Below are 24,603 nucleotides of genomic sequence, written 5' to 3'. Positions count from 1 at the left end.
TGCGGCTTGATGCAAGGAGGCCGCTATGACAGCAGAGCAGCTCGCCCCGGTACCCCCTGACCCGGAGCCATGGCTTCCCAGTGACACTCCTGCCGAAATACGCCAGTTTGCCATCGATTCCCTCCGGTGGCAGGCCCAGGAGATTATCGATGAACTGCTCTCCAGCACCGATCCCTCCGAAGAACTGTCAAGGGCACGGCTCCGCCGCTCCGTAGCGCGCAATCCCGGCCGGCCGGAGAAGGCACTCCTGGAACAGCTCATGGCAAGTGAGGACGGGCTGGGCCTCCAGGCCCACGGCCCGCATCCACAAACTCCCGCGCCCCCGCAAGGCCTGCCGACCCTGCACACTTCAACAGATTGGATCGGAAGCTAACCAGGCGTCAGGAGCTCAGCGGAACGTTGTCGATCAGCCGCACCGGACCCACCTTGGCTGCAATGAGCGCCAGGGCCTCGCCACGGAAAGGGGTCTCCCGGCAGTTCTCCGCCAGGGGTTCAAGGGTTCGTGGGTCCACCACGTCGAAGTAGTCGAGTTCCACCAGGGGCTGGGACTCCACCATCGCCAGGGCAGAATCAAGATCCAATGGCTCGTGCGCGTTCGCCCGCTCTTCCAGCAGCCGCAGCGCCCTGGACAGGACCAGCGCGGCGTCCCGCTCCTCGTCGGACAGGAAGCGGTTCCGGCTGGACAAGGCCAGCCCGTCGTCAGCACGGACCGTGGGAACGCCCACAATCTCCACCGGGAAGTTCAGGTCTGCGGCCATACGCCGGACCAGGGCCAACTGCTGGGCGTCCTTTTGGCCGAAGTAGGCCCGGTAGGCCGGGACGCTGCCGGACGGTCCCGCAGATCCGGCCGGAAGGCCAGCCGCCGGCATCCCATAGTGCAGCAGTTTGGCAACAACAGTCAGGGCGCCGTCGAAGTGGCCGGGCCGGGAGGCGCCTTCCCACTTCTCCCCCAGGCGCCCGGACGTAACCCGCACCAAAGGCTCCCCGCCTGGGTAGACCTCCTCCACGGAGGGGGCGAAGGCGAGGTCCACGCCCTGCTCCTCCAGGAGCGCAAGGTCCGCCTCAAGCGTCCGCGGGTAGCGGTCCAGGTCCACAGCGTCGCCGAACTGCAGGGGATTCACGAAGATGCTCGCCACCACCACGTCATTATTTTCGACGGCGGCACGGGCCAGGGCGGCATGTCCTTCGTGGAGTGCGCCCATGGTGGGCACCAGCCCCTGCGAGGTCCCCTGCTTCGCCGTGAGGAGACGTGCGCTTTCGGCGTGCAGGCCGGCCACGGTGGTGACGAGTTGAATGGACATTCAGTCCTCCTTCGGATCGAGGGCCTCGTGCAGCCCCTTCAGCTGGTCGGGTTTCAGCAGTCCGCGCCCTTCGGCGCGGAGGGCTGTGGCGCGTGCCATCGCAAGGTAGGCCTCAAGCACGTCGCCGTGCCCGCCGGCGTCGAACTCCCGCAACGCCTCGGCATGCGCGCTGACCGTTCCCACGTCCCCACGTGCCACGGGACCGGTCAGCGCAGACTCCCCCGAGGCCAGTGCGTTCTCCAGGGTGGCCCGCAGCAGCGGCCCCAGCATGCGTTCGGGCGATTCGACGCCAACCTCGCGCAGCAGCTGTGACGCCTGCGCCACCAAGGTAACCAGGTGGTTGGACCCGTGGGCCAGGGCTGCATGGTAGAGCGTCCGGTCCGCCTCGGCGATAGCCACGGGTTCGGCCCCCATCTCCACCACAAGCGCCTGGGCGATGGGCAACATGGGCGCATCGGCCGTCACCCCGAAGGTGCAGTCGAGCAGCCGGGTGAGGTCCAGGCTCATGCCGGTGAAGGTCATGGCCGGGTGCAGCGCCAGTGGAACGGCCCCGGCGGCGCGGACGGGATGGAGCACGCCCACGCCGAAGCGCCCGGAGGTATGTGCGACCAACTGGCCCGGCTGCCACGCGCCGAGCTTTGCCAACCCATCCACCAACCCGGGCAGTGCGTCGTCCGGCACCGCCAGCAGCACCAGTTCCGCGCGCTCCACGACGTCCTGCACTTCCAGGATGGGCACACCGGGCAGCAGGGTCTCGGCCCGCTCCCGGCTGGCTTCGGACACCGCTGACACCCCGACGACGGCGTGCTCGGCTGCGCGCAGGGCGGCGCCTAGTACCGCCCCTACCTTGCCGGCGCCGATGATTCCGACGCCGAGGCGTCCGGGCTTAGCCATGCTGCTGGCCTTCCTGTTGGTAATGGGTGCGGGGCGCTGGGGCAGCCCCGGGCTCAACGGCCGGCGTGGATTCCGGAGCTGATTCAACTGCCGGAACAACCTGCCGCAACCATTGTTCGGTGGTTTGCCGCTTCCGTGCCAGCCGGGCGCGTGCGGACTGCTCGTCGAAGAGTTGCCGGGCCTCGTCAAGCCCCGCCTGGGTCAGCCGCGGGGCCACCGGACCGGCAGTGGTGTGCAGCACCAGGTCCGCCACGCGGAAGCGGCGCGCCAGGGGCCCCTGTTGAAGCGCCATCGACTGCGTCCGCTGGTGCGGCACGACAACAAGTTCCCGCCACCAGCGGCCGGAGCGGATCAACAGGGCAGTGTCCGTGGCCGCAAAGCCGTTCCGCCGCCATGCAAGTGGTGCCAGCAGCCACGCCCGCCGCGGCGTGGTGACAAAGCCACCGTCGGTATCGAAACCACCCAGCCCGGCAGAAAACACCGCCTCAGGATGGTTGGTTCCGGGGTCGGGCAGGACCAGCGAGAGCATGGCAAGGACATCGGCGAATTTACCTACCGGCAACAGGATGGTCCTGGTATTGCCTTCGACGGCGTTGCCCGACGTCCCGTAGCCCGCCACGTTCACCTGCATCCGGTACCAGCCGAACGGGCGCCACAGCGGAGGCTGGGCAACCTTCACTGCCTGGATCCGGCCCGGCGGCAGGGTCTGCGCCTGCGTGTCCAGCAGCCCGTACCGTAGCCGGATACCGTCCGGGGAAATGGCGGCAGTGAAGTTGTACCCCTTGTTGAAAAAATTCCAGTAACTGGCTGCAAGGCCAAGGGCAGCCGGCACCAGGTAGAAGTAGAAGGCCCGGTTGTCCGTCAGCGCGGACAGGACCACCGAAGCGGCGCCTCCCACCACGATGAAGAAGCTTTGCTCACTCAGCAGCAACGATCCGACAAGGCGCGACGGCGGCACGGCAAGTACCGTAAACTCCGGCGCCTCGGACGCGTGCTGGGTGGGATGTTGCCGGCCAACCGCGCCTGCTGAACCGGTGCCCGACGGGCCGCCGGAACCGCCCACGTACCCAGTGCTTGAGCCGGCGCCGGCAACAGCACCGGAAGCGTGCGCCAGGATGGTGGCCCTCAGTTGGCGGGCGTCAGCAATCTTCAGGTAAGCCAGCCGCACAGCTGATTCGCCGGCGTCTGCCACCTCGAACTTGAGTTCGGCCAGGCCGAAGATGCGGGCCAGGAGGGGCTGCACGATGTCGATCGCCTGCACGCGGTCCAGCCGCGCCTGCCGGTGCTGGCGGAAGAGGAGTCCGCTGTTGACGCGGACATAGCCGGCGGACACCTGGTATTTGGTGAAGTACCAGGTCAGGACGAATCCCAGCACCGCCACGGCCAGCACCACGGCACCGCCTCCCAGGAGCCACGGCGCGCGGCGGGAAAACCCTTCCTCGAAAACTGGCTGGCCCTGCAGGGACCGCTCAAACAGCTCCCTGCCAAAGAAGAAGGCGATGGCAGCCAGGGCCACCCAGCCGCGGATGAATGGCGAGGCGGGATGGACACGCAGCCACTCGCCGTCGGCCACTATGGTTTCCGGGCCGGCCGCCGCAGGAGGCACGACTGGCCGTCCGGGCAGCTGGCCGTCAGCCGTCACAGCCCTGCCAGCCTGGCTTCGCCGCGGGCGGCCAGCTGTTCCCGGAGCCGCGCACCCTCCGCAGCCGGCAGGCCGGGGAGGCGGGCGTTGGTGCCGGGCGATGCTGTGTGGAGCTTCACGGTACACAGTCCCAGGCCGCGCTCCACGGGCCCCACCGCGATGTCCACGTATTGCATGCGCCCGTACGGAACGGCCATGGTGCGCTGGAAGAAGATGCCGCTCCTGACCAGCAGGTCGTCGTCGCGCTCGGCGTAGCCGATGGCCCTGACCTGCCGCGGGATGAGCACCAGCCGCCATACGGCAATCAGCATCATGACGGCCGGAACAGTAATGGCCAGCCACAGTGGAGGCCACCGCCACCAGCCCAGGAGGACAAACGCCAGCGGAACGGAAAGGATCAGGACCGCGGCCAGGTTGCCCAGGGCCCATTCCACGAGGCGGACTGTTATGTATTTTGGCGACACCCGCTGCCAGGCGATACCCGGGGGGTCAATCGCCTCGGTATGCATATTCGCCTTCCCCAGCAGCCTCCCCGCGGGCAGGGCGGCCCTTTTTCCCGTCCAGGTTTGAATCGCTGTCCTCGGGCGGAATCTTGCAGAACCGCTCCACGATGAGCCCAACGATGATCATCACCAGGCCGCCGCCGGCCATGGCCAACGCCAGCCAGGTGATTCCCTGGTCGCTGCGCATGCTCCAGATCCGCAATTGGTCCAGGAAGATGCCGACGTGCCAGCCGAGCAGCACTGTTCCGGCATACGCGCATGCCTGGGCCAGGACCAGGGTCCGGGCGGCCAGGAGGGGGTCCAACTGGGTCTTCTTTACGGTGCTGTTGGGTTTGAGGCTGTTACGCCACCTCAGGATGCGGATGCCAAGGATCAGCGTGATGATGACGATGACGCCCATGGTGGCAAGCGCGGTAGCAGGCAAAACAGGCGTGGCAATGCTGTAGCGGCTGGTCACCACCGTGGCAGACCAGCCTGCGATGGCGAGGATGACGCCGATCAGCAGCAGGCGCAGGGGGTTGATGGGCTTCATCGCTCCTCCACCGCGCCGGCCGTGGGCATCCCGTCGAAATCGCCGAAGCCGTCGAACGGAGCCAGATCGGGAAAATCGTCCGCCTGGGCGGCCAGCGCGCTGATCCTTTCGCCCTCCAGTGTGGCGGCGGGTTCGATCAGCGACCAGGGGTAAAGGACGAACGCACGGGAGGCAGCCCGGGGGTGCGGGAGCGTCAGGGCGGGATCGTCGCTGCGGAGGTCCCCGTAGGTGATGATGTCGACGTCGAGCGTCCGCGGTCCCCAATGCACCTCGCGGACGCGGAGGTGCTTGTTTTCGACGGCCTGGCAGTGTTCCAACAGTTCCTTGGGGGTCAGGCTGGTTTCCACGGTGATGACCATGTTCAGGAAGTCGGGCTGGCCGGCGGGGCCGCCCACGGCTTTCGTCTGGACGATCGGTGAGACGGCAAGGAGGCGCACCTCCGGCGGATCCACCAGGTCCGCCACGGCCTCAGTCAGAGTCTCGTTCCGTTCACCAAGGTTGCTGCCGAGCGCGAGGACGGCCTTGGTGTAGATGCCGTTCATCTGCCGGCCCCGGCCAGGGCATTGTCCGCGGGGACCCGCGTCCTGTGGACGGTGACGGCCACGTCGCCGAAAGGAACCTCGATGGGGGCCTGGGGTTTGTGGACGGTGATCTCCACGGCCTGAAGCTTGAATTCGGCCAGGAGGCTGTCCGCGATCCGTACCGCCAGTGCCTCGATGAGGTTCAGGGGTTCCCCGGAAATCCACTCGGTTATACGCTGCGCCACCTCGCCGTAGTGCGCCGTGTCCCGGACGTCATCGGACTGCGCCGCTTCGGTGAAGTCCAGGTAGAGCACCGCGTCCACCACGAAGGGCTGGCCCTCCCGGCGTTCGAAATCGAAGACACCGTGATGACCAACTGCGGTCACTCCAGTCAGCGTAATCCTGTCCATGGGTCCCCCGGCCCTACTGCGTTTTGGGTACGGCTGGTGCCGTAGGTACGGCCGCCATGCGCGCGGCCACCTTGACGGCGTCAAGGCTCGAGCCGACGTCGTGGACCCGGACGGCCCAGGCCCCACGGTAGGCGCTGATGGCCGTAATGGCCGCCGTGGCACCGTCCCGCTCCTCGGGAGCGCCGGCCTTTCCTGCCACGGTGAGCAGGGTGCCCAGGAAGCGCTTGCGGGAGGCGCCCACCAAGACCTTGTGGCCCAGGGTGTCCAGCTGGTCAAGGTTTTGCAGCAGTTCCCAGTTCTGGGCATCGTTCTTGGCGAAGCCCAGGCCCGGATCGATAATGATCTGTTCCGGGCTGACTCCGGCGGCATAGAGCTTGTCCCGCACTCCTGCCAGTTCCGCCACCACTTCCCCGGCAACATCGGCGTACTCTGCAAGCGAGTTCATGGTGCGGGCGTCGCCGCGGCGGTGGGTGAGGACGTAGGGCACCTTGGACGCTGCGACGAACTCGGCCATTTCGGGCTCGATGCTCAGTCCGGAGATGTCATTGACGATGGCCGCGCCTGCCTTGACGGCCGCTTCCGCCGTAGAGGCGTGGGTGGTGTCGATGCTGACCAGCGCCCCGGCCTTCACCAGGGCCTCGATCACGGGCAGGACCCGGCGCTGTTCCTCGTCGGGGCTGACGTCGTCTGCCCCCGGGCGGGTGGATTCCCCGCCCACGTCGATGATGTCCGCACCTGCGTAGAACATCCGCAGGCCGGCCGCGATGGCGGTGTCCGCCGTGGCATGCTTTCCGCCGTCGCTGAAGGAATCAGGGGTCACGTTCAGGATGCCCATGACCAAGGTCCGGCCGGTGGGCAGGTCTTCAAAGCGCGCGGCGGGGCGGGGCTTGCGGAGGATGGGCAGCGGGGAGGTTGCGGGCCCCGTTCCGGGGGCTGCAGCGAGTGAATCCATGGGTCTGTGGTTACCTTCCGAGGATGAGGCTCATGGCTTCGGCACGGGTGGCCGGGTCATGAAGCTGCCCGCGGACCGCACTGGTGACGGTCTTCGCTCCGGGCTTGCGGATGCCGCGCATTGACATGCACATGTGCTCGCATTCGACAACGACGATGGCGCCGCGGGGCTTGAGGTAGCGGACCATCGCTTCGACGATCTCTGTGGTGAGCCGCTCCTGCACCTGCGGCCGCCGTGCGTAGATGTCCACCAGCCGGGCCAGCTTGCTCAGCCCGGTGACCCTGCCGTCGTGCGAGGGGATGTAGCCAACGTGGGCCACCCCGTGGAACGGCACCAGGTGGTGCTCGCAGGTGGAGTAGAACGGAATGTCCTTGACCAGGACCAGTTCCTCATGGTCCAGGTCGAAGGTGGTGGACAGGACTTCCGCGGGGTCATGGTGCAGCCCGGCGAACACCTCGGCATACGCCTTCGCCACCCTTTTGGGGGTGTCGAGGAGGCCGCCGCGGTCCGGGTCCTCGCCGATGGCAAGGAGGATTTCGCGGACGGCCGCCTCGATCCGTGGCCGGTCCACCTTGTGGCTCGTCGAATGGTGGGAACCGTCCTGGGCCAGGTATCCGGCGGAGGCGGGAACGTCGTCGTCGTCGAAGGAAGTCACAGGGAAAGCTTAGCCGCGAAGGGTGTCGGGCCCCGAGTCGGTGACTCCGCCCTTGAAGGGTGCATCCTCCGGAACGCCCTGCGGGTGCGGGGGCTGGGCGTCCAGCGGCTCGTCCAGCCGGGCCTTCTTCGCTTCTTCCTGCGCTTCCCGCTCGGCCCGCTCCCGGCGGGTCTCCACCGGCCCTGCCAGGACGGGGCGGGTTTCCTTGGACAGCCACACCTCGCGGAAGTCGCGCTTGCGCACGTCGCGGAAGATGTCGGCAATCTCGGCCTGGTTGAGGGTCTCCCGCTCCAACAGCTCAAGGGCCAGCAGGTCCAGGATGTCGCGGTTCTCGGTAAGGATTTCGTAGGCCTCGTCGTGGGCCTGCTCGATCAGGCGGCGCACTTCCTCATCCACCACGTAGGCGATCTGGTCCGAGTAGTTGCGCTCGTGGCCTGCATCGCGGCCCAGGAACGGTTCACCGCCGCCCTGGCCCAGGCGGACAGCACCGACGCGTTCGCTCATGCCGTATTCAGTGACCATCTTGCGTGCGGTGCCGGTGGCCTTTTCGATGTCATTGGAAGCACCGGTGGAGGGGTCGTGGAACACGATCTCCTCGGCGACACGTCCACCCATGGCGTAGGCCATCTGGTCCAGGAGTTCGTTGCGGGTCACGGAGTACTTGTCGTTTTCCGGGACCACCATGGTGTAACCAAGGGCGCGGCCGCGGGGAAGGATGGTGATCTTGGTGACCGGAGCGGAGTTCCGGAGGGCCGCCGCCACCAGGGCGTGGCCGCCTTCGTGGTAGGCGGTGATCTTGCGCTCGTGTTCCTTCATGACGCGGCTGCGCTTCTGCGGGCCGGCCATGACGCGGTCAATGGCCTCATCCAGGGCGCGGTCGTCAATGAGGTTGGCGTTGGAACGCGCGGTGAGCAAAGCGGCCTCGTTGAGGACGTTGGCGAGGTCGGCGCCGGTGTACCCGGGCGTCTTCTTCGCCACACCCTTCAGGTCCACCCCGGGTGCCATCGGCTTGCCCTTGGCGTGCACCTGCAGGATCTGGTCGCGGCCGATCAGGTCCGGCGCTTCCACGGACACCTGGCGGTCGAAGCGGCCGGGGCGCAGCAGGGCCGGGTCCAGGACGTCGGGGCGGTTGGTGGCCGCAATGAGGATCACGTTGGTCTTGACGTCGAAGCCGTCCATCTCCACCAGCAGCTGGTTGAGCGTCTGCTCGCGTTCGTCGTTGCCGCCGCCGATGCCGGCGCCGCGGTGCCGGCCGACGGCGTCGATCTCATCCACGAAGATGATGGCGGGCGAGTTGGCCTTGGCCTGTTCGAAGAGGTCGCGGACACGGGATGCACCGACGCCGACGAACATTTCCACGAAGTCAGAGCCGGAAATGGAGAAGAAGGGTACGCCTGCCTCACCGGCAACCGCGCGGGCCAGCAGGGTCTTACCGGTACCTGGCGGGCCGTAGAGCAGCACACCCTTGGGGATCTTGGCGCCGACGGCCTGGAACTTGGCTGGTTCCTGCAGGAATTCCTTGATCTCCTGGAGTTCCTCCACGGCCTCATCGGCACCTGCAACGTCAGCGAAGGTGACCTGCGGCATGTCTTTGCTGACCATCTTGGCCTTGGACTTGCCGAACTGCATGATCTTGGAGCCGCCGCCCTGCATGCGGGTCATGAGGAACCAGAAGAGTGCGCCCAGCAGGATGACGGGGATCAGGAGGGAAAGCAGGCCGGAGAACCAGTTGCTTTCAATCGGCTGATCGGTGAAACCCTGGGCCGGCTTGGCGTCGGTGACAGCCTTCACCACGTCCTGTGCGCGGGCATCCACGAAGAAGAACTGGACGCTCTTGCCTTTGTCCTGCCCGTCCACCTGCAGGTTGTCCTTCAGCGTGAGGTCAACGCGGTTCTCGCCGTCGAAGATCTTGGCCTGCTCCACCTTGTTGCTGGAGAGCAGTTCCAGGCCCTTGTCCGTGTCGATCCGGGCCGCACCGCCGGGGGCGAGCGTTGCAAAAGCCACAAGGAGCAGACCGACCACAACGACGATCCAGATGCCCGGGCCTTTGAAGAAGTTCTTAGCTTTCATCTGTTCGGGGGCTGGCCCCGTCCCTTCCGGTAGTGCTTCACGGCGAGTACTCTGCGCACGTGATGGTGCTGCGTCAGCTTCTAGCTATACACCGTCCGGAGTACATCACGCATAGCGAAAAGCAAAAGTTCCCTGTGGGCGTAGCGGGACAGACAGCGCACCGAAGGCGTCGGAAGGGCCTGGGGTTACTCGTAGACGTGCGGGGCCAGGGTGCCGACGAAGTCCAGGTTGCGGTACTTCTCGGCGTAGTCCAGGCCGTAGCCCACCACAAACTCGTTGGGGATGTCATAGCCGACGTACTTGACGTCGATCTCCACCTTGGCGGCAGTGGGCTTGCGGAACGCGGTGCAGATTTCCACCGAGGCGGTGCCGCGGGATTCCAGGTTGGTCTTGAGCCAGGACAGGGTGAGGCCGGAGTCGATGATGTCCTCGACGATCAGCACGTCCTTGCCCATGAGGTCAGTGTCCAGGTCCTTCAGGATGCGCACCACGCCGGAGGACTGGGTTCCCGAGCCGTAGGAGGACACGGCCATCCAGTCCATGGAGATGTGGCTGTGCAGTGCCCGCGCCAGGTCCGCCATGACCATCACCGCGCCCTTGAGGACGCCCACAATGAGGATCTCGCGGCCTTCGTAGTCCTTGTCGATCTGCGCTGCGAGTTCGGTGATGCGCTGCTGGATCTGTTCCCTGGTGTAGAGAACGTGCTTGAGGTCTGCCTGGACGTCGTTTGAATCCACCAATGGCTCCTGTTTAGATGCGGGGTGCGACTATTTTGCGGGCGGTTTTTGAGGCCGGAATACTAGCTTCCCACAGCGCGCGCGTTCGCGGGGAACGGAAGGGGCGTCCCCCGCGGCGCCGGTGCCCGCATCGTCCTTCGATTCCTCCAGCTGCGCCAGCGACAAGCGGTACACACTCACGCCGCCCGGAAGCTCAACCGGACCGGCCGAACCCTGCCGCCGCAGCAGCGCTTCCGCCGCCAAAAGGCGCTCGTAACTGGGCTGTTGGCCGCCGACGTCGGCCGCTGCCTTGGCGATCACCCGGAACCTAATGGCAGGGGCCAGGGCGCGCAAGGCCTCCTCCGGCAGGCCCAGCCCGTCGCTGTCCTGCTCCACCAGGGAGGCGTAGGTGCTTTCCGCCACATCCTCCAGGTAATCGGCGTCCAGCTGCAGGATGGCGGCGGTGCGGGCCAGGGATTCGGCCACTCCGGGGCCGAGTTTGTCCTCAAGGTGCGGGAGGACCTCCACGCGGGTCCGCGAGCGGGCGAACGCGGGATCGGTGTTGGTGGGGTCGTGCCAGGGGTCCAGCTCCTCCACTGCGCAGATTTCCTCCGTGTCCGCGCGCCGGAGCCCCAGGAAGGGGCGCAGCAGTCTGCCACGGGCTGGCCGCATGCCGGCGAGCGAGCGGGTGCCGGAGCCGCGGGCCAGGCCCAGGAGTACCTGTTCGGCCTGGTCGTCAAGGGTGTGGCCCAGCAGGATTGCCTCCGCACCCTGCTCCGCAGCGGCGGCTTCGAGGGCTGCGTGACGGGCCTCGCGCGCAGCGGCCTCCGGACCCATGCCGGTGCCGGCCACGGTGACGGTCCGGACTTCCACCGGCGCTAGGCCCAGCTCCTCCAGTGCCTGGGCGGTGCGGGCAGCGATGTCAGCGGATCCATCCTGCAGCTGGTGGTCCACCACCACGGCACCCACGGTCACCGGATGTGCGTTCACGTGGCCCCTGCGGGCGAAGTAGGATGCGACGGCGGCGAGCGCCAGGGAGTCGGGGCCGCCGCTGCAGGCCACCAGGACGTGGCGGGGATAACCGGCGTCCGCCAGGGCGTCCTGCAGCATCTTGCGCGCAGTGCCGACGACGGGCGCCAGCCTTCCGGGCCGGCGTCGTCCGCTGGGAACGGCGGCAGGCGCGGGCGCCGCTTCAGGCAACTTGGCGTCAGGCAATCAGAGGCCCATCCGCTCAAGCCACAGCTTGGCGTCGTGGATCTCGGGCTCGGTGGGCAGGTGGTCCGCCGACTCCCAGACCTTGTTGAATCCGTCCATGCCAGCCACATCCACCACGGCGCGGACGAACCGGGCGCCGTCGGAGTACTGGCGCATCTTGGCGTCCAGGCCCAGGAGGCTGCGGATGAATTTCTCCACCATGCCGCGGTCCTTGCCACGGTCGTTGAAGCGCTGCCGGATGGTCTTCACCGACGGAACGATGCTGGCATCCACGCCGTCCATCACCACGTTCGCGTGGCCCTCCAGCAGGCTCATCACCGCGGTCAGGTGCGAAATGGCGGCCTTTTCCTCGGGGTCCTGCAACAGGTCAAGGATGGCACCACGGCGCGGCGTGTCCCCGGATGCAGAGCGGTCCTTCAGGGAGCGGGCGGCAGCGGAGGCCCGCTCCATCAGGGAATCGACGTTGCCCAGGAGGTGGCCGCTCAGGCTGTCGATCTGCTCCAGCATATGGTGGCGCAGCCAGGGCGCGGCGGCGAACTGGACGCGGTGGGTTTGCTCGTGGAGGCACACCCAAAGCCGGAAGTCCTCCGGAGTGACGTTGAGTTCGCGCTCCACGGAGATGATGTTCGGCGCCACCAGCAGGAGCCGGCCGCCGGCGGGAGCCGTGGAGTTCTCCGCGAGCGCCGCGAAGGGATCGTACTGGCCCAAAACCTTGCTGGACAGGAAAGCCAGGACCGCACCCAGCTGGCTGCCGGTGATGGCACCACTGACGCTGGCTGCAGAGGGGCTCAGGGACCCGCGCCGGCTGTCCAGCATCTTCTGCATGGCAGGCTTGAGCATCACCGCGAAACTCTGGGTGTTGGCCTTGGCCCACGATGCCCGGTCCACCACCAGCACGGAGGAGTCACGCAGGTCGCGTGCAGCCTCCAGCCCGGTGATGTCATGGACGTGCGAAACAGAGGCGTCCGCCAGGCGGCGCAGGCTGTCCACCGCCTCGCCGATGGCCTTTTCGTCAAGCACGGGGCCGGCCGGAGCCAGCCGCGCCGCGGTGGAGGCAGCGAGGTCCCAATTGATCAGGGCCTGCGCCTGGTCGGACTGGACCCCATTGGATTGGGCCCCGTTGGACTGGGCAGCTGAGGACAACGTCGATGCGGACTCGCGCGCAGTGGACTCCATGAGTCCCATCAGAACACAGCAGGCTGGGGATCGTCCTTAAGTTCGCTCACCGGCGAACTTCCACAGCCGCTGAACAGCCGCTGGACAGTGCTAGCGGCAGCCGCAGCCTGCAAGCGCCGTGGCCGCCCGGTCCAGTGCTTCCTTGTTGCCGGCCGCCCCTGGCACCAGGCCGTTGCCGAGGAACGAGAACACCAGGAGCCTGCCGTCAGCGTCCACCACATAGCCGCTCAGCGCCAGCACCGTGTTCAAGGTCCCCGTCTTGGCGCGCACCAGCCCAGCGCCGCCGGAGGTGGTGGCGTCCCCGTACCGGGTGTCCAGGGTGCCGGACAAGCCCCCAACCGGGAAGCCGTCCAAAGCGGCGCGAAGCCTGGCATCGGCACCGGTGGTAATGGCGCGCACCACGTCCGTGAACTGCCGGGCCGGAACCTGGTTGCCCATGGCCAGGCCGCACACATCCACGAGTTTCATGGTGTCCGAGGACAAGCCCGCGGCTCCGAGTTCGGCAGCAACCACCGCAGTGGCGCCGTCGTTGCTGCCCGGCCGGCCAGTGGCTACCGCGGCCATCCGGCCCATGGTCTCGGCCAGATAGTTGTCCGAGACCTGCAGCATGAGGTTCACCTGCTCCGCCACCGTGGCGGAGTCAGCGGCGGCGAGGACGGCAGCGTTGGCTTGGGAGCCTCCGGGTGAACGTTCGACGGCGGGTGCCACGGTCAGCCCCGCACCGGCACCTGCCGCACCGAGCCGGGCGGCAAATTCCTGGCCTGCGGCCATGGCGGAGTCCTGCGGACGGGGGCCGGTGGTGACGGCGGGGTCAAAGCGCGCGGAGTTGAGGGCCAGCGAGTACAGCGGGGCGATTTCGCCGGCTTCCACGTCGCCGGACTGCCAGTTGGGGTTCAGCGCGGGTCCCGTAAAGAGGGAGTCATCCACCAGCACCTTGATCTCACCCGTGGTGCCGGTGGCCTGCAGCGCCTGCACGGTGGCTGCGGCAAGAGTGGCGAGGCCGGCGCGGCCCATCGCCTGTTCCGGCTTCGACTCCCCGGCGCCCAGCAGGACGTCGCCGCCGCCCACCAGCACCACCTGTCCCGGGGCAGGGCCTTGAATCACCTTTGTGCTGAACCGGTGGTCGGGACCCAGAGTTCGCAGCGCCGTGACCGCCGTCAGCAGCTTAAGGTTCGACGCCGGCACCCGGCCGTCCTCGCCGCCGCGGTCAAAGAGGACCTGGCCCGTGAGCGCGTCCTGCACCATGCCCGTGAAGGTTCCGCCGCCGTCAGCCTTCAACACCGGGTCCACCTGGGCGCTCACCGCTGAGGGCACCGGCACCGGGGCGGAGGGCTGGAGCGGGGCAAGCACCTGGGGGGCGGAAAGCGTGGCGGGTGGTTGTTGCCAGGCGGGCGGCGCCGGGGCGGGTGCGGGAGCCTCGGGGCCTTTGAAGCCCGGGGCCACCAGCAGTGCTCCCGGGATGGCAAGGACGATCAGGATCAGGGCCGCCAGCGCCAGCGGCCAAGGCTTGCGCGGACTTTGGCCCGGGCCTCCCCCGCGGCTGGACCGACGGCTGCGCAACGGTTCCCCGCCGGTTGATTTGGTCATGCTGGTGCTGGTCCTCAAGTCCTGAAATTTCCCCACAAGTTCCTGATTCCAGGGCCTCTCGCTATATCCTCAATTGTAGTCGGCGGCACCGACACTCCTTTTTGTGGGCCCGTCAAGTGTGCCGCGCACCCCCTGCAATTGCCGAGGAGCATTCCCATGAAGCACGACGTGACCATCGAGATCCCCAAGGGATCGCGCGTCAAGTACGAAGTTGACCACGAGACCGGCCGCGTCCGCCTGGACCGCGTCCTCTTCACCTCCATGCAGTACCCCACGCACTACGGGTACTTCGAGAACACCCTCGGCGAGGACGGCGATCCGCTGGACGCACTGGTGCTCCTGCAGGACTTCGACCTGCACCCCGGCGTCATCGTCGAGTCCCGCCCCATCGGCGTCTTCAACATGACGGACGACGGCGGCGGAGACGCCAAGATCCTCTGCGTCCCCGTGGATGCCCGCTTTGACCACATCCAGGAAGTCAGCGACGTCAACGAGTTCCTGATCAAGGAAATCGAGCACTTCTTCACCCGTTACAAGGACCTCGAGCCGGGCAAGTGGGTCAAGGCCGAGGGCTGGGGCGACCGCGCCGCCGCGGAAGCCGAACTGGAAGCATCCATCAAGCGCTACGTGCCCACCGGACACTAGTCCCCACCGTCCCCCTAACCTCGCTTCGCCCGGTCAGGGAACCCTGACGGCGTGGGCCCACCCACCGAGGCCCTAACCTCGCTTCGCCCGGTCAGGGAACCCTGACGGCGTGGGCCCACCCACCCTTCACACCAGTCCGACGGCGGGTGCCTGGCTTTTCGAAGCCGGACACCCGCCGTCGTTGTTTCAGGAAGTTGTGGCATGGTGGGGCTGTGAGTTCCGAGCCCGCGCTGACCTCCCAGCTTCTGTTCCACCCGCCCTGCGGCCCCGTCAGCGGATGGCGCGACGACAGGGTTGTTCGTGCCACCGGTATCCCCTACGCCAGGGCACAACGGTTCCAGCCGCCGGCGCCAGTGCCGGACTGGACCGCCGAATTCGCCGCCACGTCCCTCTCGCCCGCCTGCCCGCAGGCGCCGGTCCCGTTCCTGGACGATGTCCTGGGCACCAAGTACGGCGAGCTTCCCGGCAGCGAGGACTGCCAGAACCTGTCGATCACCATGCCCGGCGATCTCTCTCGGGACGAAAAGCTGCCCGTCATGGTCTGGATCCACGGCGGCTCCTACACCACGGGATCGGGTGACCTGGCGATCTTCGATCCCGCCCGGCTGGTGGCCGAGAACCGGGTGATAGTGGTCTCGGTGACGTACCGGCTCGGCTTGTTCGGGTTCCTGGCGACGCCTGCCGGGCGTCCCGGCAACCTGGGGCTCCTCGACCAGCTCGAGGCATTCCGCTGGGTGCAGCGGAACATCGCTGCCTTCGGCGGCGATCCCGGCCGGGTCACCGCGTTTGGCCAGTCCGCCGGGGGCGATGCGATCGCCCACCTGATGGCCACGCCGGAGGCGCCCACACTTTTCCAGCGCGCCGTCATCCAGAGCGCGCCGCTGGGCATTACCCGGGGCCGGGCCAAGATGAACCACGCCATGGGCATCGCGGCCGACGGCGTCACGGAGCAGACGCCCGCCATGGATGTGGTGGCTCTCGAAGCACAGGTTACGCAAGTGGCCAAGAAGTTCGGCATGTTGGCGGCCATGCCGTTCGGCACCCAGTACGGCCACGATCCGCTCCCCGAGGAGTCCGAAATAGAGGCGGCCTGGAACCGGACTGCCCCTGCCATCGAAGTCCTGATCGGACATACCTCGGAGGAGGCCCGATTGTTCCTCCCCCGCAGTCCGCGCCTGATGCGCTTGGCGGGAGTTCCCGTGGTGGGTCCCGCGGCCGTCCGGGCCATCGACTGGCTGGTGACCGAGACCGTGTACGGTCGGGCAACCCGGAAGTTTGCGCGCCGGCATGCCAAGGCGGGCGGAAAAGTGCACCGCTATGTCCTGGACTGGCATGCGCCCGGCAACATCTTTGGCGCCGCCCATACCGTGGACCTGCCCCTGCTGCTCGGCAGCAAGAAGACGTGGGACGGCGTGGGACTGATCGCCGGGGCCGACTGGGCGAAAGTGGATATGACCGGGCGGGCAGTGCGCTCATTGTGGGCCGGTTTTGCCCGCGGGGATGACTTGGGTGAAGCCGGCGTGGTGGACGACGCGCTCCACTACCGCCGTGTCTGACAGGCCGATGAGGACCCTCGGTGTGGATCTGGCCGCCGCAACGAAGAAGACGGCGGTCGCCGTGATCGAGTGGGACCGGCACCCGGAGGCCAGGGAGGCCGCGGAGGCCGGCACGCAGCCGTCCGCCAGGCTCGCCCACCTGGCTCTGGACGTGGACGACCAGGAGATTGTGGACCTGTTCGGCACCTGTGACATGACCGGCGTCGACTGTCCCGTCGGCTGGCCGGACGCACTGATCCCCTTCCTGACCGGGCACCTGAACTTCGACGCCGCACCGGTCCTGGAACACGACGGGATCGCCGGCCGGCGGTTGCTGGCTTACCGGGACACCGACCGCTTCGTCACCCGGGAAACGGGGTTGATCCCGCTCAGCGTGTCCGCCGATCGCTTGGCGCATCCCGCCATGCGCTGCGCCGTGATCCAGGCGAAGATCGCCGGGCTCCATGGCCCGCAGCCGCGCGACGGCTCAGGCCGGCTCGCCGAGGTGTACCCCGCGGCATCATTGAAGATCTGGGGCCTCAATGGCCGCGGCTACAAGGGCCGCGGCATCCCCGAAGCCGAGCGCCTCGGTGTCCTGCTCGCTTCGCTGGAAGAGCAGGCACCATGGCTGGACCTGTCAGGTCACCGGGACAGGCTGGCAGCCTCGGACGACCTGTTCGACGCCGTCATCGCCGCCCTTGCCGCCCGGGCCGTGGCCCGCCGTCGTACGCTCCTGCCGGACGCCGCCCACGCCGCCGCAGCCCGCAGCGAAGGCTGGATCCACCTGCCGTCCTGCACCCTGGACGAACTGCCCTGCTGAGGGGAGAACTAGCCGCCCAGCTTCCAGTTCCGGATCTCCTCCGGGTCCTCGCCGTGGGTGCGGGTGTGCTCGCGGGCACGGGCCCTCCGGTCCTGCAGGTCCTGGCGCAGGAGTGAGTGTTTCTCGGCCATCCCCGGCACCCGGTCGATCGCGTCAACGGCCAGGGTGAAGCGGTCGATTCCGTTAAGCATGGCCATGTCGAACGGCGTGGTGGTGGTCCCCTCCTCCTTATAACCGTGCACGTGCAGGCCCTGCTGGTTGGTGCGCTTGTAGGCCAGCCGGTGGATCAGCGCCGGGTAGCCGTGGTACGCGAAGATGACGGGCTTGTCCGGCGTGAAGATCCCGTCGAAATCGTGGGCGGGCAGGCCGTGGGGGTGCTCGCTCTCGTCCTGCAGCCGCATCAGGTCCACCACGTTGACCACGCGGACTTTGAGCCCAGGCGCACCTTCGCGGAGCAGTTCGGCGGCCGCCACGGTCTCCACGGTGGGGACATCACCGGCGCAGGCCAGGACGACGTCGGGCTCCTCCCCGGGCACCTCGGAACCGGCGAACGTCCAGATCCCCAGGCCGCGGCGGCAATGGTTGGCGGCGTCAGCCGGGCCAAGCCAAGTGGGCGAGGGCTGCTTGCCGCTGACCACGATGTTCACGTAGTCCGTGGACGCAAGGCAGTGCTCCATCACCGAAAGCAAGGTGTTGGCATCCGGCGGCAGGTAGACCCGGATGACCTCCGCCTTCTTGTTCACGGCGTGGTCGATGAACCCCGGGTCCTGGTGCGAGAACCCATTGTGGTCCTGCTGCCACACGTGGGAGGACAGCAGGTAGTTCAGCGACGGCACCGGCTGGCGCCAGGGCAGTGCGCGGGATACCTTCAGCCACTTGGCGTGCTGGTTGAACATGGAGTCCACGATGTGCACGAACGCTTCGTAGCAGTTGAACACCCCGTGCCGCCCGGTCAGCAGGTAGCCCTCCAGCCAGCCTTGGCACAGGTGCTCGCTCAGTACCTCCAGGACCCGGCCGGAGCGCGCAAGGTGCTCGTCGACGTCGTCAATCCGGTACTGCCACACCTTGTCGGTAACCTCGTAGACGTTCTGCAGCCGGTTGGACGCCGTCTCATCCGGGCCGAACAGCCTGAAGTTCTCCATGTTCTGGGCGATGACGTCCCGCATCCAGGAACCGAGCGTCACCATGGGGCTGACGCGCTCGACGCCGGCAGTGGGGACCTCGACGGCGTGGTCCTGGTACGCGGGCAGTTTCAGCGCGCGCCGCAACACGCCGCCGTTGGCATGGGGCGTGGCACTCATGCGGAAGTCACCCGTGGGCGCGCCTTCGGCGACGTCGGGCCGGAGGCGGCCGTCGCCGTCGAACAGTTCATCCGGCCGGTAGGACTCCAGCCACTCCTCCAACTGCTTCAGGTGCTCGCCGTTGGTGCGGACCTCGGACAGCGGCACCTGGTGGGCGCGCCAAGTGCCTTCCACCTGCAGCCCGTCCACGGTGCGGGGCCCGGTCCAGCCCTTGGGGGAACGCAGGACGATCAGGGGCCAGCGGTGCCCGCCCTCCCCCGCCTTTTCGGCGGCCGGATCCTGGCGGTGGGCGTCCTGGATGGCCTTGATCCCGGCCAGGCAGCGGTCCAGCACGGCGGCGAAATCACGGTGTGCCTGCTCTGTGTTGTCCGGGTCCGCGACGTTCACGAAGTACGGCTCATGGCCGTAGCCGCGCAGCAGTTGCTCCAGCTGGTCCTGCGGCATCCGTGCCAGGACAGTGGGGTTGGCGATCTTGTAGCCGTTGAGGTGCAGGATGGGCAGGACCGCGCCGTCCGCCGCCGGGTCCAGGAAGTTGTGCGAGTGCCAGCTGGCGGCGAGCGGCCCGGTTTCGGCCTCGCCGTCGCCGATCACGACGGCGGTCACCAGCTGGGGGTTGTCGAACACCGATCCGTAGGCGTGGGCCAGGGAGTACCCGAGCTCGCCGCCCTCGCTGATGGAGCCGGGGCTTTCGGGGGCCGCATGGCTGGGGATGCCGCCGGGGTAGGAGAACTGGCGGAACAGCTCATGAAGGCCCGCCTCGTCATTGCCCACGTGCGCATAGATTTCGGAGTACGTTCCCTCCAACCAGGCATTGGCGACGACGGCGGGGCCGCCATGGCCGGGACCGGCAACAAAGAGCATCTCGAGGTTGTCGCGGCGGATCACGCGGTTCAGGTGCGCGTAGACAAAGTTCAGCCCGGGAGTGGTGCCCCAGTGGCCCAGCAGGCGGGATTTGGTGTCCTCTGCCTGCAGCGGCTCGCGCAGCAGTGGGTTGGAGCGGAGGTAGATCTGCCCCACCGAAAGGTAGTTGGCCGCCCGCCACCACTTGTCGACGAGGTCCAGTTCCTCCTGCGGAAGGTCCTCCTGCTGCGTCTCGTCCTGCGGCTTTACATCGTGCCCTGCGCTGCCGGCCATAACCATCCTCACCTCGGGTGTGCCGCTGCAGGCGGCCGTTCCCCCATCGCAACAGATGAAGGGGCAGGCAGGCAACCCCCGCCGTCGAACCTTGTCTTGCTGCCCCTGGCCACCTGTAGGGTAGTAAGCAAGCTTAGCTTCCGCTGCGGCGGGGCTGGGACCATCGAATGCGGGGAGATCGAAACATGCCAGCCGAAGACGACGTTGTAATTCCCGGAGTTCCGTCCAGTGAACCTCCGGCGCTTGAAGAGCCCACCACCCCGCGGGAGCCGTTGCCGCCGAAACCGGACCAACGGGGTCCCGAAGCCGTGTCCCCAACCGGCAGCCCGACCGGTGCCCCAGCCACCGCACGCGCCCAGTCGGGCCAATACCTGACCACAGCCCAAGGGCTGCGGCTGCCGGACACGGATCATTCCCTCAAGGCCGGTGCGCGCGGCCCCATTCTGCTGCAGGACCATCATCTGCGTGAAAAGATCACCCATTTCGACCATGAGCGGATCCCGGAGCGTGTTGTCCATGCACGGGGCGCCGGGGCGCACGGCGTGTTCCGTTCGTACGGGACGGCTTCGAAGGTCACCCGCGCCGGCTTCCTCGCCCCGGACGTCGAGACGCCGGTGTTTGTCCGGTTTTCCACCGTGCTTGGCTCGCGGGGCTCTGCGGACGCAGTCAGGGACACCCGCGGGTTCTCCACGAAGTTCTACACGGATGAGGGCACCTACGACCTGGTGGGAAACAACATCCCTGTGTTCTTCATCCAGGACGGCATCAAGTTCCCGGATGTGGTGCACGCGGCCAAGCCCCACCCGGACCGCGAGATTCCGCAGGCCCAGAGCGCCCACGACACCTTCTGGGACTTTGTGTCGCTCCACACCGAGGCACAGGCCCACACCCTGTGGAACATGTCCGACCGCGGCATCCCCCGGTCCTACCGGACCATGGAAGGCTTTGGCGTCCACACCTTCCGGCTCAGCAATGCCGCCGGGGACACCACGCTGGTGAAGTTCCACTGGAAGCCCAAGCAGGGCGTGCACTCCCTGGTCTGGGAGGAAGCCCAGATCATCAACGGCATGGACCCGGACTTCCACCGGCGCGACCTTGCTGACGCCATCGAGGCGGGGGCCTTCCCGGAGTGGGAACTGGGCATCCAGACCTTCCCGGATACCGAAGACCAGATGTTCCAGGGCATCGATCTCCTGGACCCCACCAAGTTTGTCCCCGAGGAACTCGCGCCGGTGCAGCCCATCGGACTCATGACCCTCAACGCGAACCCCACCAATTTCTTCGCCGAGACGGAGCAGGTGGCCTTCCACCCCGGCCACTTGGTGCCGGGCATCGACGTCACCAACGATCCCCTGCTGCAGGTGCGCCTGTTTTCCTACCTGGACACGCAAATCTCGCGGCTGGGCGGGCCCAACTTCGCGCAGATCCCGATCAACCGGCCGCATGCTCCGGTCAACGACATGCTGCGCGATGGCATGCACCAGACGGCAGTCCATGCCGGTGTTGCACCGTACCGGCCCAACTCCCTGGACGGCGGGTGCCCGTTCCTGGCCGGCCAGGACATGGGCGCGTTCGTGGACGTGCCCGAGGCGGTTGCGGAGTCCATCAAGGAAAGGCGCAACCCGGCCTCCTTCGATGACCACTACAGCCAGGCCCGGCTGTTCTTCCGGAGCCTGAGCGCGGTGGAGCAGGACCACGTGATCCAGGCGTACACGTTCGAGCTCGGCAAGTGCTTCGAGACCGCCGTCCGCGAACGCCAGCTGCAGGCCTTGGCCAACATCGATGCCGGGCTTTGCGCCGCCGTCGCCGCGGGCCTGGGAATGCCGGCCCCCGATGCGACGGAGCAGGTCCCGGACCGGGAACCAAGCCCGGCTGTGTCCCAGGTGGGCGAAACGTGGCCGGTTGCCGGCCGCGTGGTGGGCATCCTTGCCGATTCCTCCAGCGACCTGGCCCAGGTGGAGGCGGCCCGCAAGGCGCTCGACGGCGAAGGCATGGTCCCGCTGGTCATCGCACCAACAGGGGGCGTGCTTTCCTCCGACGGGCTTTCGGTGACGGTGCAGCGGACCTTCCTTACGGCGCGGTCCACCGAGTTCGACGCGCTGATCGTCGCCGGAGGCAAACAGTCCGCGCCTGACGCCACCGCCGGGCGCGACGCCAAGGCCGGGGAGCCTGTTGACACCCCGGATCCGCGCGTCGCGCTCATGCTGTCCGAGGCGTACCGCCACGCCAAGGCCATTGGCGTGTGGGGCTCCGGCTCTGCCGTCCTCGAGGCGATCGGCATCCGGCAGGAAACGGTTGGCATCGCTGCCGGGGACAGCGCGGCCGAAGTCACCGCCGAGGTCTCCGGACTCCTTGCCGCGCACCGCGCGTGGGACAGGTTCCCGGCGACCGGGGTAGGCGCGTCCGCTTCCGCGGCGCAGTAGGCCTGCACCGGCCTTCCGCTCCGCTGGTTTTGGCTGGGGCCCGCATCGAACGTGATGCGGGCCCCTCGTCATTTCCGCCAGTGCCCGGCGAGGCGCCTGCGCGCGAAACAGGCCGTTTCGCAGTTCCTACTTCCGGGTAGTGTGGACCCAGAATGTTCACCCTCACCATCAACCAGACGGACAGCCGGCGCGACGGCGACCAGGTTCCGCAGCTGCTCAAGGCACTGCGGCACATCCCCGCGCGCCTGGATTTTGACAGGTCCGTCGAGGACGAGGTCCAGGGGATTGTCGACTGCCCGCACCAGGCGGTGGATGCCGCCCTGATCGCGCTCCGCAGCGGGCATTGGTACGTGGGTATCGGGGCCGGGCCGGTGGATGAACCGCTGCCCAACCAGATCAAGGACGCATCCGGCCACGGCCTGGTCTACGCCCGCCGGGCGGTGGACCGGCTCCGCAACAGCAAGGAGCGGGTACCGGTTGCGGTGGAGGGACCGTTGGCCGATGTTGCCCACGATGCCGAGGCTATCCTCCGGCTGCTGGGCCACATCGTGCGGGACCGCTCCGGGGCAGAATGGCGGGTACTGGACCTGCTGACACCTGGAGTCCGCGGCCAGCAGAAAGCGGTGGCGCAGGAACTGGGCATCACCACGCAGGCCGTCAGCAAGGCCGTCGCGCGGGCCCAGTGGAATGAGGAACATGCCGCCCGGCCCGCGGCTGCCCGGTTGCTGGCGCTGGTCCTGGCGGTGGGCTGACCGCCCCCCCGCCGGGGGCAGCCGTCGCAATCTGTTTTTGGGGCCCTTGGACCCTTAGCTGCCGGTTGCCGCCATCACGGGCTCGCCGTTGAAGTACTCCAGCTTCCACCCGTCGATCGCGTGGTGGTGCGCCAGGTTCAGTACGGCGTTGTCCACGCTGGCCAGGGTCTGGCCGATGGCGCGGCTGAGCGTGACACGCAGCAGGGTTCCGTGGGTGACCACCAGGAGCCGTTGCCCGCGAAACTCCTCCGCCAGGGCTTCAAGTGCGGCGATTCCGCGGTCTGCGGCCTCGTCTTCGCTTTCGGCGCCCTTGAATCCGCCGGGTACCCGCAGGGCGTCCAGCTCCGGTCCGGCCTGCATTCCTTCGGCCGGGCCGAAGCTGCGCTCCGTGAGTTCCGGGACGCGCCGGGATACTGTCAGCCCGAGCCCTTCGGCAATGAGGTCCGCTGTTTCGGCGGCGCGGCTCAACGGCGAGGAAACGATGGCGTCCCACTCGTACGGGGCAAGGACGGCGACGGCCTCACGCGCCTGGCCACGTCCAACGTCGTTGAGGGGGATGTCGGTTGCCCCCTGCAGCCGGCGCTCGGCATTCCAGTCGGTCTGGCCATGGCGGACGAGGGCGAACGTCGTAAGGGTCATGCCCCTATTCTGCCTTGGCCCGGGGCCGGGACCGGAATCGCGGCAGCGGGCCTCGTCGCCGGGCGACTCAGAGGAGGCTTCGCAGCACGTGGGCGGCGCCGTCGTCGTGCACTGAGTGGGTGACCTCATCCGCTGCGGCCACCACCTCCGCCGGGGCCTGACCCATGGCCACCCCGCGGCCGGCCCATGTGAGCATCTCGATGTCGTTCCGGCCATCACCCACGGCAACGGTGAGGTGCTCTTCGAAGCCGAGCCGGACCCGGAGGTTTTCCAGGGCGCTGGCCTTGGTCACGCCTGCGGCCGCGATGTCCAGCCACGCGGTCCAGCCCACGGAGTAGGTAACTCCCGCAAGGCCCACGTGGTTGATGGCCTCGGTGAACTCCTCGGGCGTGTTCTCGGTGCTGAACACCACTACGCGGACGGCAGTGGACTCCAGCATGGTGTGGAAGTCCACGCCCACCGCCTCGACGCCGAAGCTGGCGTCCTGGAACCGCTCGGTGGACAGGAAGTTGCCGTCGGCGTCCTCCAGCGCATACTTGGCGGACGGGAGGCGTTCACGCAGGGCGCGCAGGGCCGGGGCCGGATCAAAGGTGGCCTTGTGGATCACCTCGTAGCCATTCTCCAGTTCGGGGTGGAGCCGGAGGGTCACGCCGCCATTGCAGCAAACCGCATATCCGCGCTCGATCCCGATCTTTTCGATAATGGGAAGCGTGGCATTCAAGGAGCGGCCCGTGGCGATCATCACCTCGTGCCCGGCGGCCACCACTGCCTGGGCGGCCTCCCGGACACCCGGGGACATGTGGCCGTCATGGTTCACCAGTGTGCCGTCCACGTCCAGCGCGACCATGAACTTCTGGTCGATAGCGGTGAACTCGATGTTGTTCAGGGCGTTGTTCTCGTTGTTCTCTCGCCGGTCATCGTTGCCGGCGACTGAGGTTTCAGTCAGCGTTGTCATCCACATAGTGAACCAGACGTAACTGACACGCGCTAGGACGGGGACCACAGGTTCACTGAACTGTTGGTTAACTCGGCGGGTTTCCACATGCGCGCGGCTGCGTGCGGCTGCGTGCGGCCACTCGCGGAAGCGCCGTCATCTGCGGTACGCACCCGCCCGCGGACACCACACCCCCGAACGCGCCGGTGCAACGTCCATCAGCCGGTGCGAATATGAGCTGCCTAG

The 24,603-nt window shown here is 67.5% G+C and carries 23 protein-coding genes; 6 read left to right on the top strand and 17 right to left on the bottom strand.

Translation table 11 applies throughout. From position 1 onward, the window contains the following. Positions 1 to 25: 25 nt before the first annotated feature. Positions 26 to 373: a hypothetical protein gene (locus LFT46_RS01055; RefSeq protein WP_236821045.1), complete on the top strand. Its 348-nt coding sequence runs from the start codon at positions 26 to 28 to the stop codon at positions 371 to 373. Positions 374 to 380: 7 nt separating this feature from the next. On the opposite strand, the gene LFT46_RS01050 is transcribed toward LFT46_RS01055, so the two are convergent. From LFT46_RS01050 to dacB, 14 genes are all read right to left on the bottom strand, one after another. Next, positions 381 to 1,301, bottom strand: coding sequence for a 4-phosphopantoate--beta-alanine ligase (locus LFT46_RS01050; RefSeq protein WP_236821043.1), 921 nt, complete (start codon positions 1,299 to 1,301; stop codon positions 381 to 383). Next, entirely contained in the window at positions 1,302 to 2,195 is an 894-nt protein-coding gene (locus tag LFT46_RS01045) for a Rossmann-like and DUF2520 domain-containing protein (RefSeq protein ID WP_236821041.1), read from the bottom strand. Further along, complete coding sequence (locus LFT46_RS01040; protein ID WP_442863661.1) at positions 2,188 to 3,837, bottom strand: PH domain-containing protein; 1,650 nt, start codon at positions 3,835 to 3,837, stop codon at positions 2,188 to 2,190. The genes LFT46_RS01045 and LFT46_RS01040 overlap by 8 nt, the downstream gene beginning before the upstream one ends. Beyond that, positions 3,834 to 4,346 carry a PH domain-containing protein gene (locus tag LFT46_RS01035; protein WP_236800578.1) on the bottom strand — a complete coding sequence of 171 codons (513 nt, stop codon included), beginning with the start codon at positions 4,344 to 4,346 and terminating at the stop codon, positions 3,834 to 3,836. The genes LFT46_RS01040 and LFT46_RS01035 overlap by 4 nt, the downstream gene beginning before the upstream one ends. Beyond that, complete coding sequence (locus LFT46_RS01030) at positions 4,327 to 4,872, bottom strand: DUF3180 domain-containing protein (protein ID WP_236800577.1); 546 nt, start codon at positions 4,870 to 4,872, stop codon at positions 4,327 to 4,329. The genes LFT46_RS01035 and LFT46_RS01030 overlap by 20 nt, the downstream gene beginning before the upstream one ends. Further along, entirely contained in the window at positions 4,869 to 5,414 is a 546-nt protein-coding gene (gene folK, locus LFT46_RS01025; protein WP_236800575.1) for a 2-amino-4-hydroxy-6-hydroxymethyldihydropteridine diphosphokinase, read from the bottom strand. The genes LFT46_RS01030 and folK overlap by 4 nt, the downstream gene beginning before the upstream one ends. Beyond that, positions 5,411 to 5,803 (bottom strand): dihydroneopterin aldolase, encoded by a 393-nt coding sequence (gene folB, locus LFT46_RS01020; RefSeq protein WP_236800573.1) that lies wholly within the window; start codon positions 5,801 to 5,803, stop codon positions 5,411 to 5,413. The genes folK and folB overlap by 4 nt, the downstream gene beginning before the upstream one ends. 13 nt (positions 5,804 to 5,816) lie before the next feature. Continuing rightward, entirely contained in the window at positions 5,817 to 6,755 is a 939-nt protein-coding gene (gene folP / locus LFT46_RS01015) for a dihydropteroate synthase (protein ID WP_236821040.1), read from the bottom strand. A 10-nt stretch (positions 6,756 to 6,765) separates the two neighbouring features. Continuing rightward, a complete protein-coding gene (gene folE / locus LFT46_RS01010) occupies positions 6,766 to 7,410 on the bottom strand; it encodes a GTP cyclohydrolase I FolE (RefSeq protein ID WP_236821038.1) in 645 nt (214 codons plus the stop codon). Between the two features lie 9 nt (positions 7,411 to 7,419). Then, positions 7,420 to 9,480 (bottom strand): ATP-dependent zinc metalloprotease FtsH, encoded by a 2,061-nt coding sequence (gene ftsH / locus LFT46_RS01005; RefSeq protein WP_236821036.1) that lies wholly within the window; start codon positions 9,478 to 9,480, stop codon positions 7,420 to 7,422. A 185-nt stretch (positions 9,481 to 9,665) separates the two neighbouring features. Continuing rightward, positions 9,666 to 10,217: a hypoxanthine phosphoribosyltransferase gene (gene hpt / locus LFT46_RS01000; RefSeq protein ID WP_102977004.1), complete on the bottom strand. Its 552-nt coding sequence runs from the start codon at positions 10,215 to 10,217 to the stop codon at positions 9,666 to 9,668. 30 nt (positions 10,218 to 10,247) lie between these two features. Continuing rightward, a complete protein-coding gene (gene tilS, locus LFT46_RS00995; protein ID WP_236822106.1) occupies positions 10,248 to 11,306 on the bottom strand; it encodes a tRNA lysidine(34) synthetase TilS in 1,059 nt (352 codons plus the stop codon). Between the two features lie 105 nt (positions 11,307 to 11,411). Beyond that, positions 11,412 to 12,587, bottom strand: a complete 1,176-nt coding sequence (locus LFT46_RS00990; RefSeq protein WP_236822104.1) for a zinc-dependent metalloprotease — start codon at positions 12,585 to 12,587, stop codon at positions 11,412 to 11,414. A 90-nt stretch (positions 12,588 to 12,677) separates the two neighbouring features. Then, a complete protein-coding gene (gene dacB / locus LFT46_RS00985) occupies positions 12,678 to 14,174 on the bottom strand; it encodes a D-alanyl-D-alanine carboxypeptidase/D-alanyl-D-alanine endopeptidase (protein WP_236821035.1) in 1,497 nt (498 codons plus the stop codon). A 156-nt stretch (positions 14,175 to 14,330) separates the two neighbouring features. Here dacB and LFT46_RS00980 point away from each other — a divergent pair, with 156 nt between their 5' ends. The 3 genes from LFT46_RS00980 to LFT46_RS00970 all read left to right on the top strand — a co-directional run bounded on the left by LFT46_RS00980 (position 14,331) and on the right by LFT46_RS00970 (position 17,174). Further along, entirely contained in the window at positions 14,331 to 14,819 is a 489-nt protein-coding gene (locus tag LFT46_RS00980) for an inorganic diphosphatase (protein WP_018762663.1), read from the top strand. A 212-nt stretch (positions 14,820 to 15,031) separates the two neighbouring features. After that, positions 15,032 to 16,375, top strand: a complete 1,344-nt coding sequence (locus LFT46_RS00975) for a carboxylesterase family protein (protein WP_236821034.1) — start codon at positions 15,032 to 15,034, stop codon at positions 16,373 to 16,375. Positions 16,376 to 16,382: 7 nt separating this feature from the next. Then, positions 16,383 to 17,174, top strand: coding sequence for a DUF429 domain-containing protein (locus LFT46_RS00970; protein ID WP_236822103.1), 792 nt, complete (start codon positions 16,383 to 16,385; stop codon positions 17,172 to 17,174). A gap of 8 nt (positions 17,175 to 17,182) precedes the next feature. Here LFT46_RS00970 and LFT46_RS00965 read toward each other — a convergent pair whose 3' ends face one another. Further along, a complete protein-coding gene (locus LFT46_RS00965) occupies positions 17,183 to 19,609 on the bottom strand; it encodes a phosphoketolase family protein (RefSeq protein ID WP_236821033.1) in 2,427 nt (808 codons plus the stop codon). A gap of 185 nt (positions 19,610 to 19,794) precedes the next feature. Here LFT46_RS00965 and LFT46_RS00960 point away from each other — a divergent pair, with 185 nt between their 5' ends. Next, positions 19,795 to 22,032: a catalase gene (locus LFT46_RS00960; protein WP_236821032.1), complete on the top strand. Its 2,238-nt coding sequence runs from the start codon at positions 19,795 to 19,797 to the stop codon at positions 22,030 to 22,032. 152 nt (positions 22,033 to 22,184) lie between these two features. Then, positions 22,185 to 22,784: a hypothetical protein gene (locus LFT46_RS00955; RefSeq protein WP_236821031.1), complete on the top strand. Its 600-nt coding sequence runs from the start codon at positions 22,185 to 22,187 to the stop codon at positions 22,782 to 22,784. A 54-nt stretch (positions 22,785 to 22,838) separates the two neighbouring features. On the opposite strand, the gene LFT46_RS00950 is transcribed toward LFT46_RS00955, so the two are convergent. Then, positions 22,839 to 23,423: a histidine phosphatase family protein gene (locus tag LFT46_RS00950; protein ID WP_236800559.1), complete on the bottom strand. Its 585-nt coding sequence runs from the start codon at positions 23,421 to 23,423 to the stop codon at positions 22,839 to 22,841. Positions 23,424 to 23,490: 67 nt separating this feature from the next. Continuing rightward, entirely contained in the window at positions 23,491 to 24,378 is an 888-nt protein-coding gene (locus tag LFT46_RS00945; RefSeq protein ID WP_236800558.1) for an HAD family hydrolase, read from the bottom strand. Positions 24,379 to 24,603 lie beyond the last annotated feature (225 nt).

It is taken from the genome of Arthrobacter sp. FW306-07-I, assembly GCF_021800405.1.
In the GTDB taxonomy this organism is placed as follows: domain Bacteria; phylum Actinomycetota; class Actinomycetes; order Actinomycetales; family Micrococcaceae; genus Arthrobacter.
The sequence above is the reverse complement of the archived record's forward strand: the minus strand, read 5'-3'. Positions and strand labels throughout refer to the sequence as shown.

Bases quoted from the DNA above. Each gene is read 5' to 3' on its own strand.
- LFT46_RS01055 (WP_236821045.1), top strand. From the start codon at position 26: ATGACAGCAGAGCAGCTCGCCCCGGTACCCCCTGACCCGGAGCCATGG.
- LFT46_RS01050 (WP_236821043.1), bottom strand. From the start codon at position 1,301: ATGTCCATTCAACTCGTCACCACCGTGGCCGGCCTGCACGCCGAAAGC.
- LFT46_RS01045 (WP_236821041.1), bottom strand. From the start codon at position 2,195: ATGGCTAAGCCCGGACGCCTCGGCGTCGGAATCATCGGCGCCGGCAAG.
- LFT46_RS01035 (WP_236800578.1), bottom strand. From the start codon at position 4,346: ATGCATACCGAGGCGATTGACCCCCCGGGTATCGCCTGGCAGCGGGTG.
- LFT46_RS01030 (WP_236800577.1), bottom strand. From the start codon at position 4,872: ATGAAGCCCATCAACCCCCTGCGCCTGCTGCTGATCGGCGTCATCCTC.
- folK (WP_236800575.1), bottom strand. From the start codon at position 5,414: ATGAACGGCATCTACACCAAGGCCGTCCTCGCGCTCGGCAGCAACCTT.
- folB (WP_236800573.1), bottom strand. From the start codon at position 5,803: ATGGACAGGATTACGCTGACTGGAGTGACCGCAGTTGGTCATCACGGT.
- folP (WP_236821040.1), bottom strand. From the start codon at position 6,755: ATGGATTCACTCGCTGCAGCCCCCGGAACGGGGCCCGCAACCTCCCCG.
- ftsH (WP_236821036.1), bottom strand. From the start codon at position 9,480: ATGAAAGCTAAGAACTTCTTCAAAGGCCCGGGCATCTGGATCGTCGTT.
- tilS (WP_236822106.1), bottom strand. From the start codon at position 11,306: ATGCTGCAGGACGCCCTGGCGGACGCCGGTTATCCCCGCCACGTCCTG.
- LFT46_RS00990 (WP_236822104.1), bottom strand. From the start codon at position 12,587: ATGGAGTCCACTGCGCGCGAGTCCGCATCGACGTTGTCCTCAGCTGCC.
- dacB (WP_236821035.1), bottom strand. From the start codon at position 14,174: ATGACCAAATCAACCGGCGGGGAACCGTTGCGCAGCCGTCGGTCCAGC.
- LFT46_RS00980 (WP_018762663.1), top strand. From the start codon at position 14,331: ATGAAGCACGACGTGACCATCGAGATCCCCAAGGGATCGCGCGTCAAG.
- LFT46_RS00970 (WP_236822103.1), top strand. From the start codon at position 16,383: ATGAGGACCCTCGGTGTGGATCTGGCCGCCGCAACGAAGAAGACGGCG.
- LFT46_RS00965 (WP_236821033.1), bottom strand. From the start codon at position 19,609: ATGGCCGGCAGCGCAGGGCACGATGTAAAGCCGCAGGACGAGACGCAG.
- LFT46_RS00960 (WP_236821032.1), top strand. From the start codon at position 19,795: ATGCCAGCCGAAGACGACGTTGTAATTCCCGGAGTTCCGTCCAGTGAA.
- LFT46_RS00955 (WP_236821031.1), top strand. From the start codon at position 22,185: ATGTTCACCCTCACCATCAACCAGACGGACAGCCGGCGCGACGGCGAC.
- LFT46_RS00950 (WP_236800559.1), bottom strand. From the start codon at position 23,423: ATGACCCTTACGACGTTCGCCCTCGTCCGCCATGGCCAGACCGACTGG.
- LFT46_RS00945 (WP_236800558.1), bottom strand. From the start codon at position 24,378: ATGACAACGCTGACTGAAACCTCAGTCGCCGGCAACGATGACCGGCGA.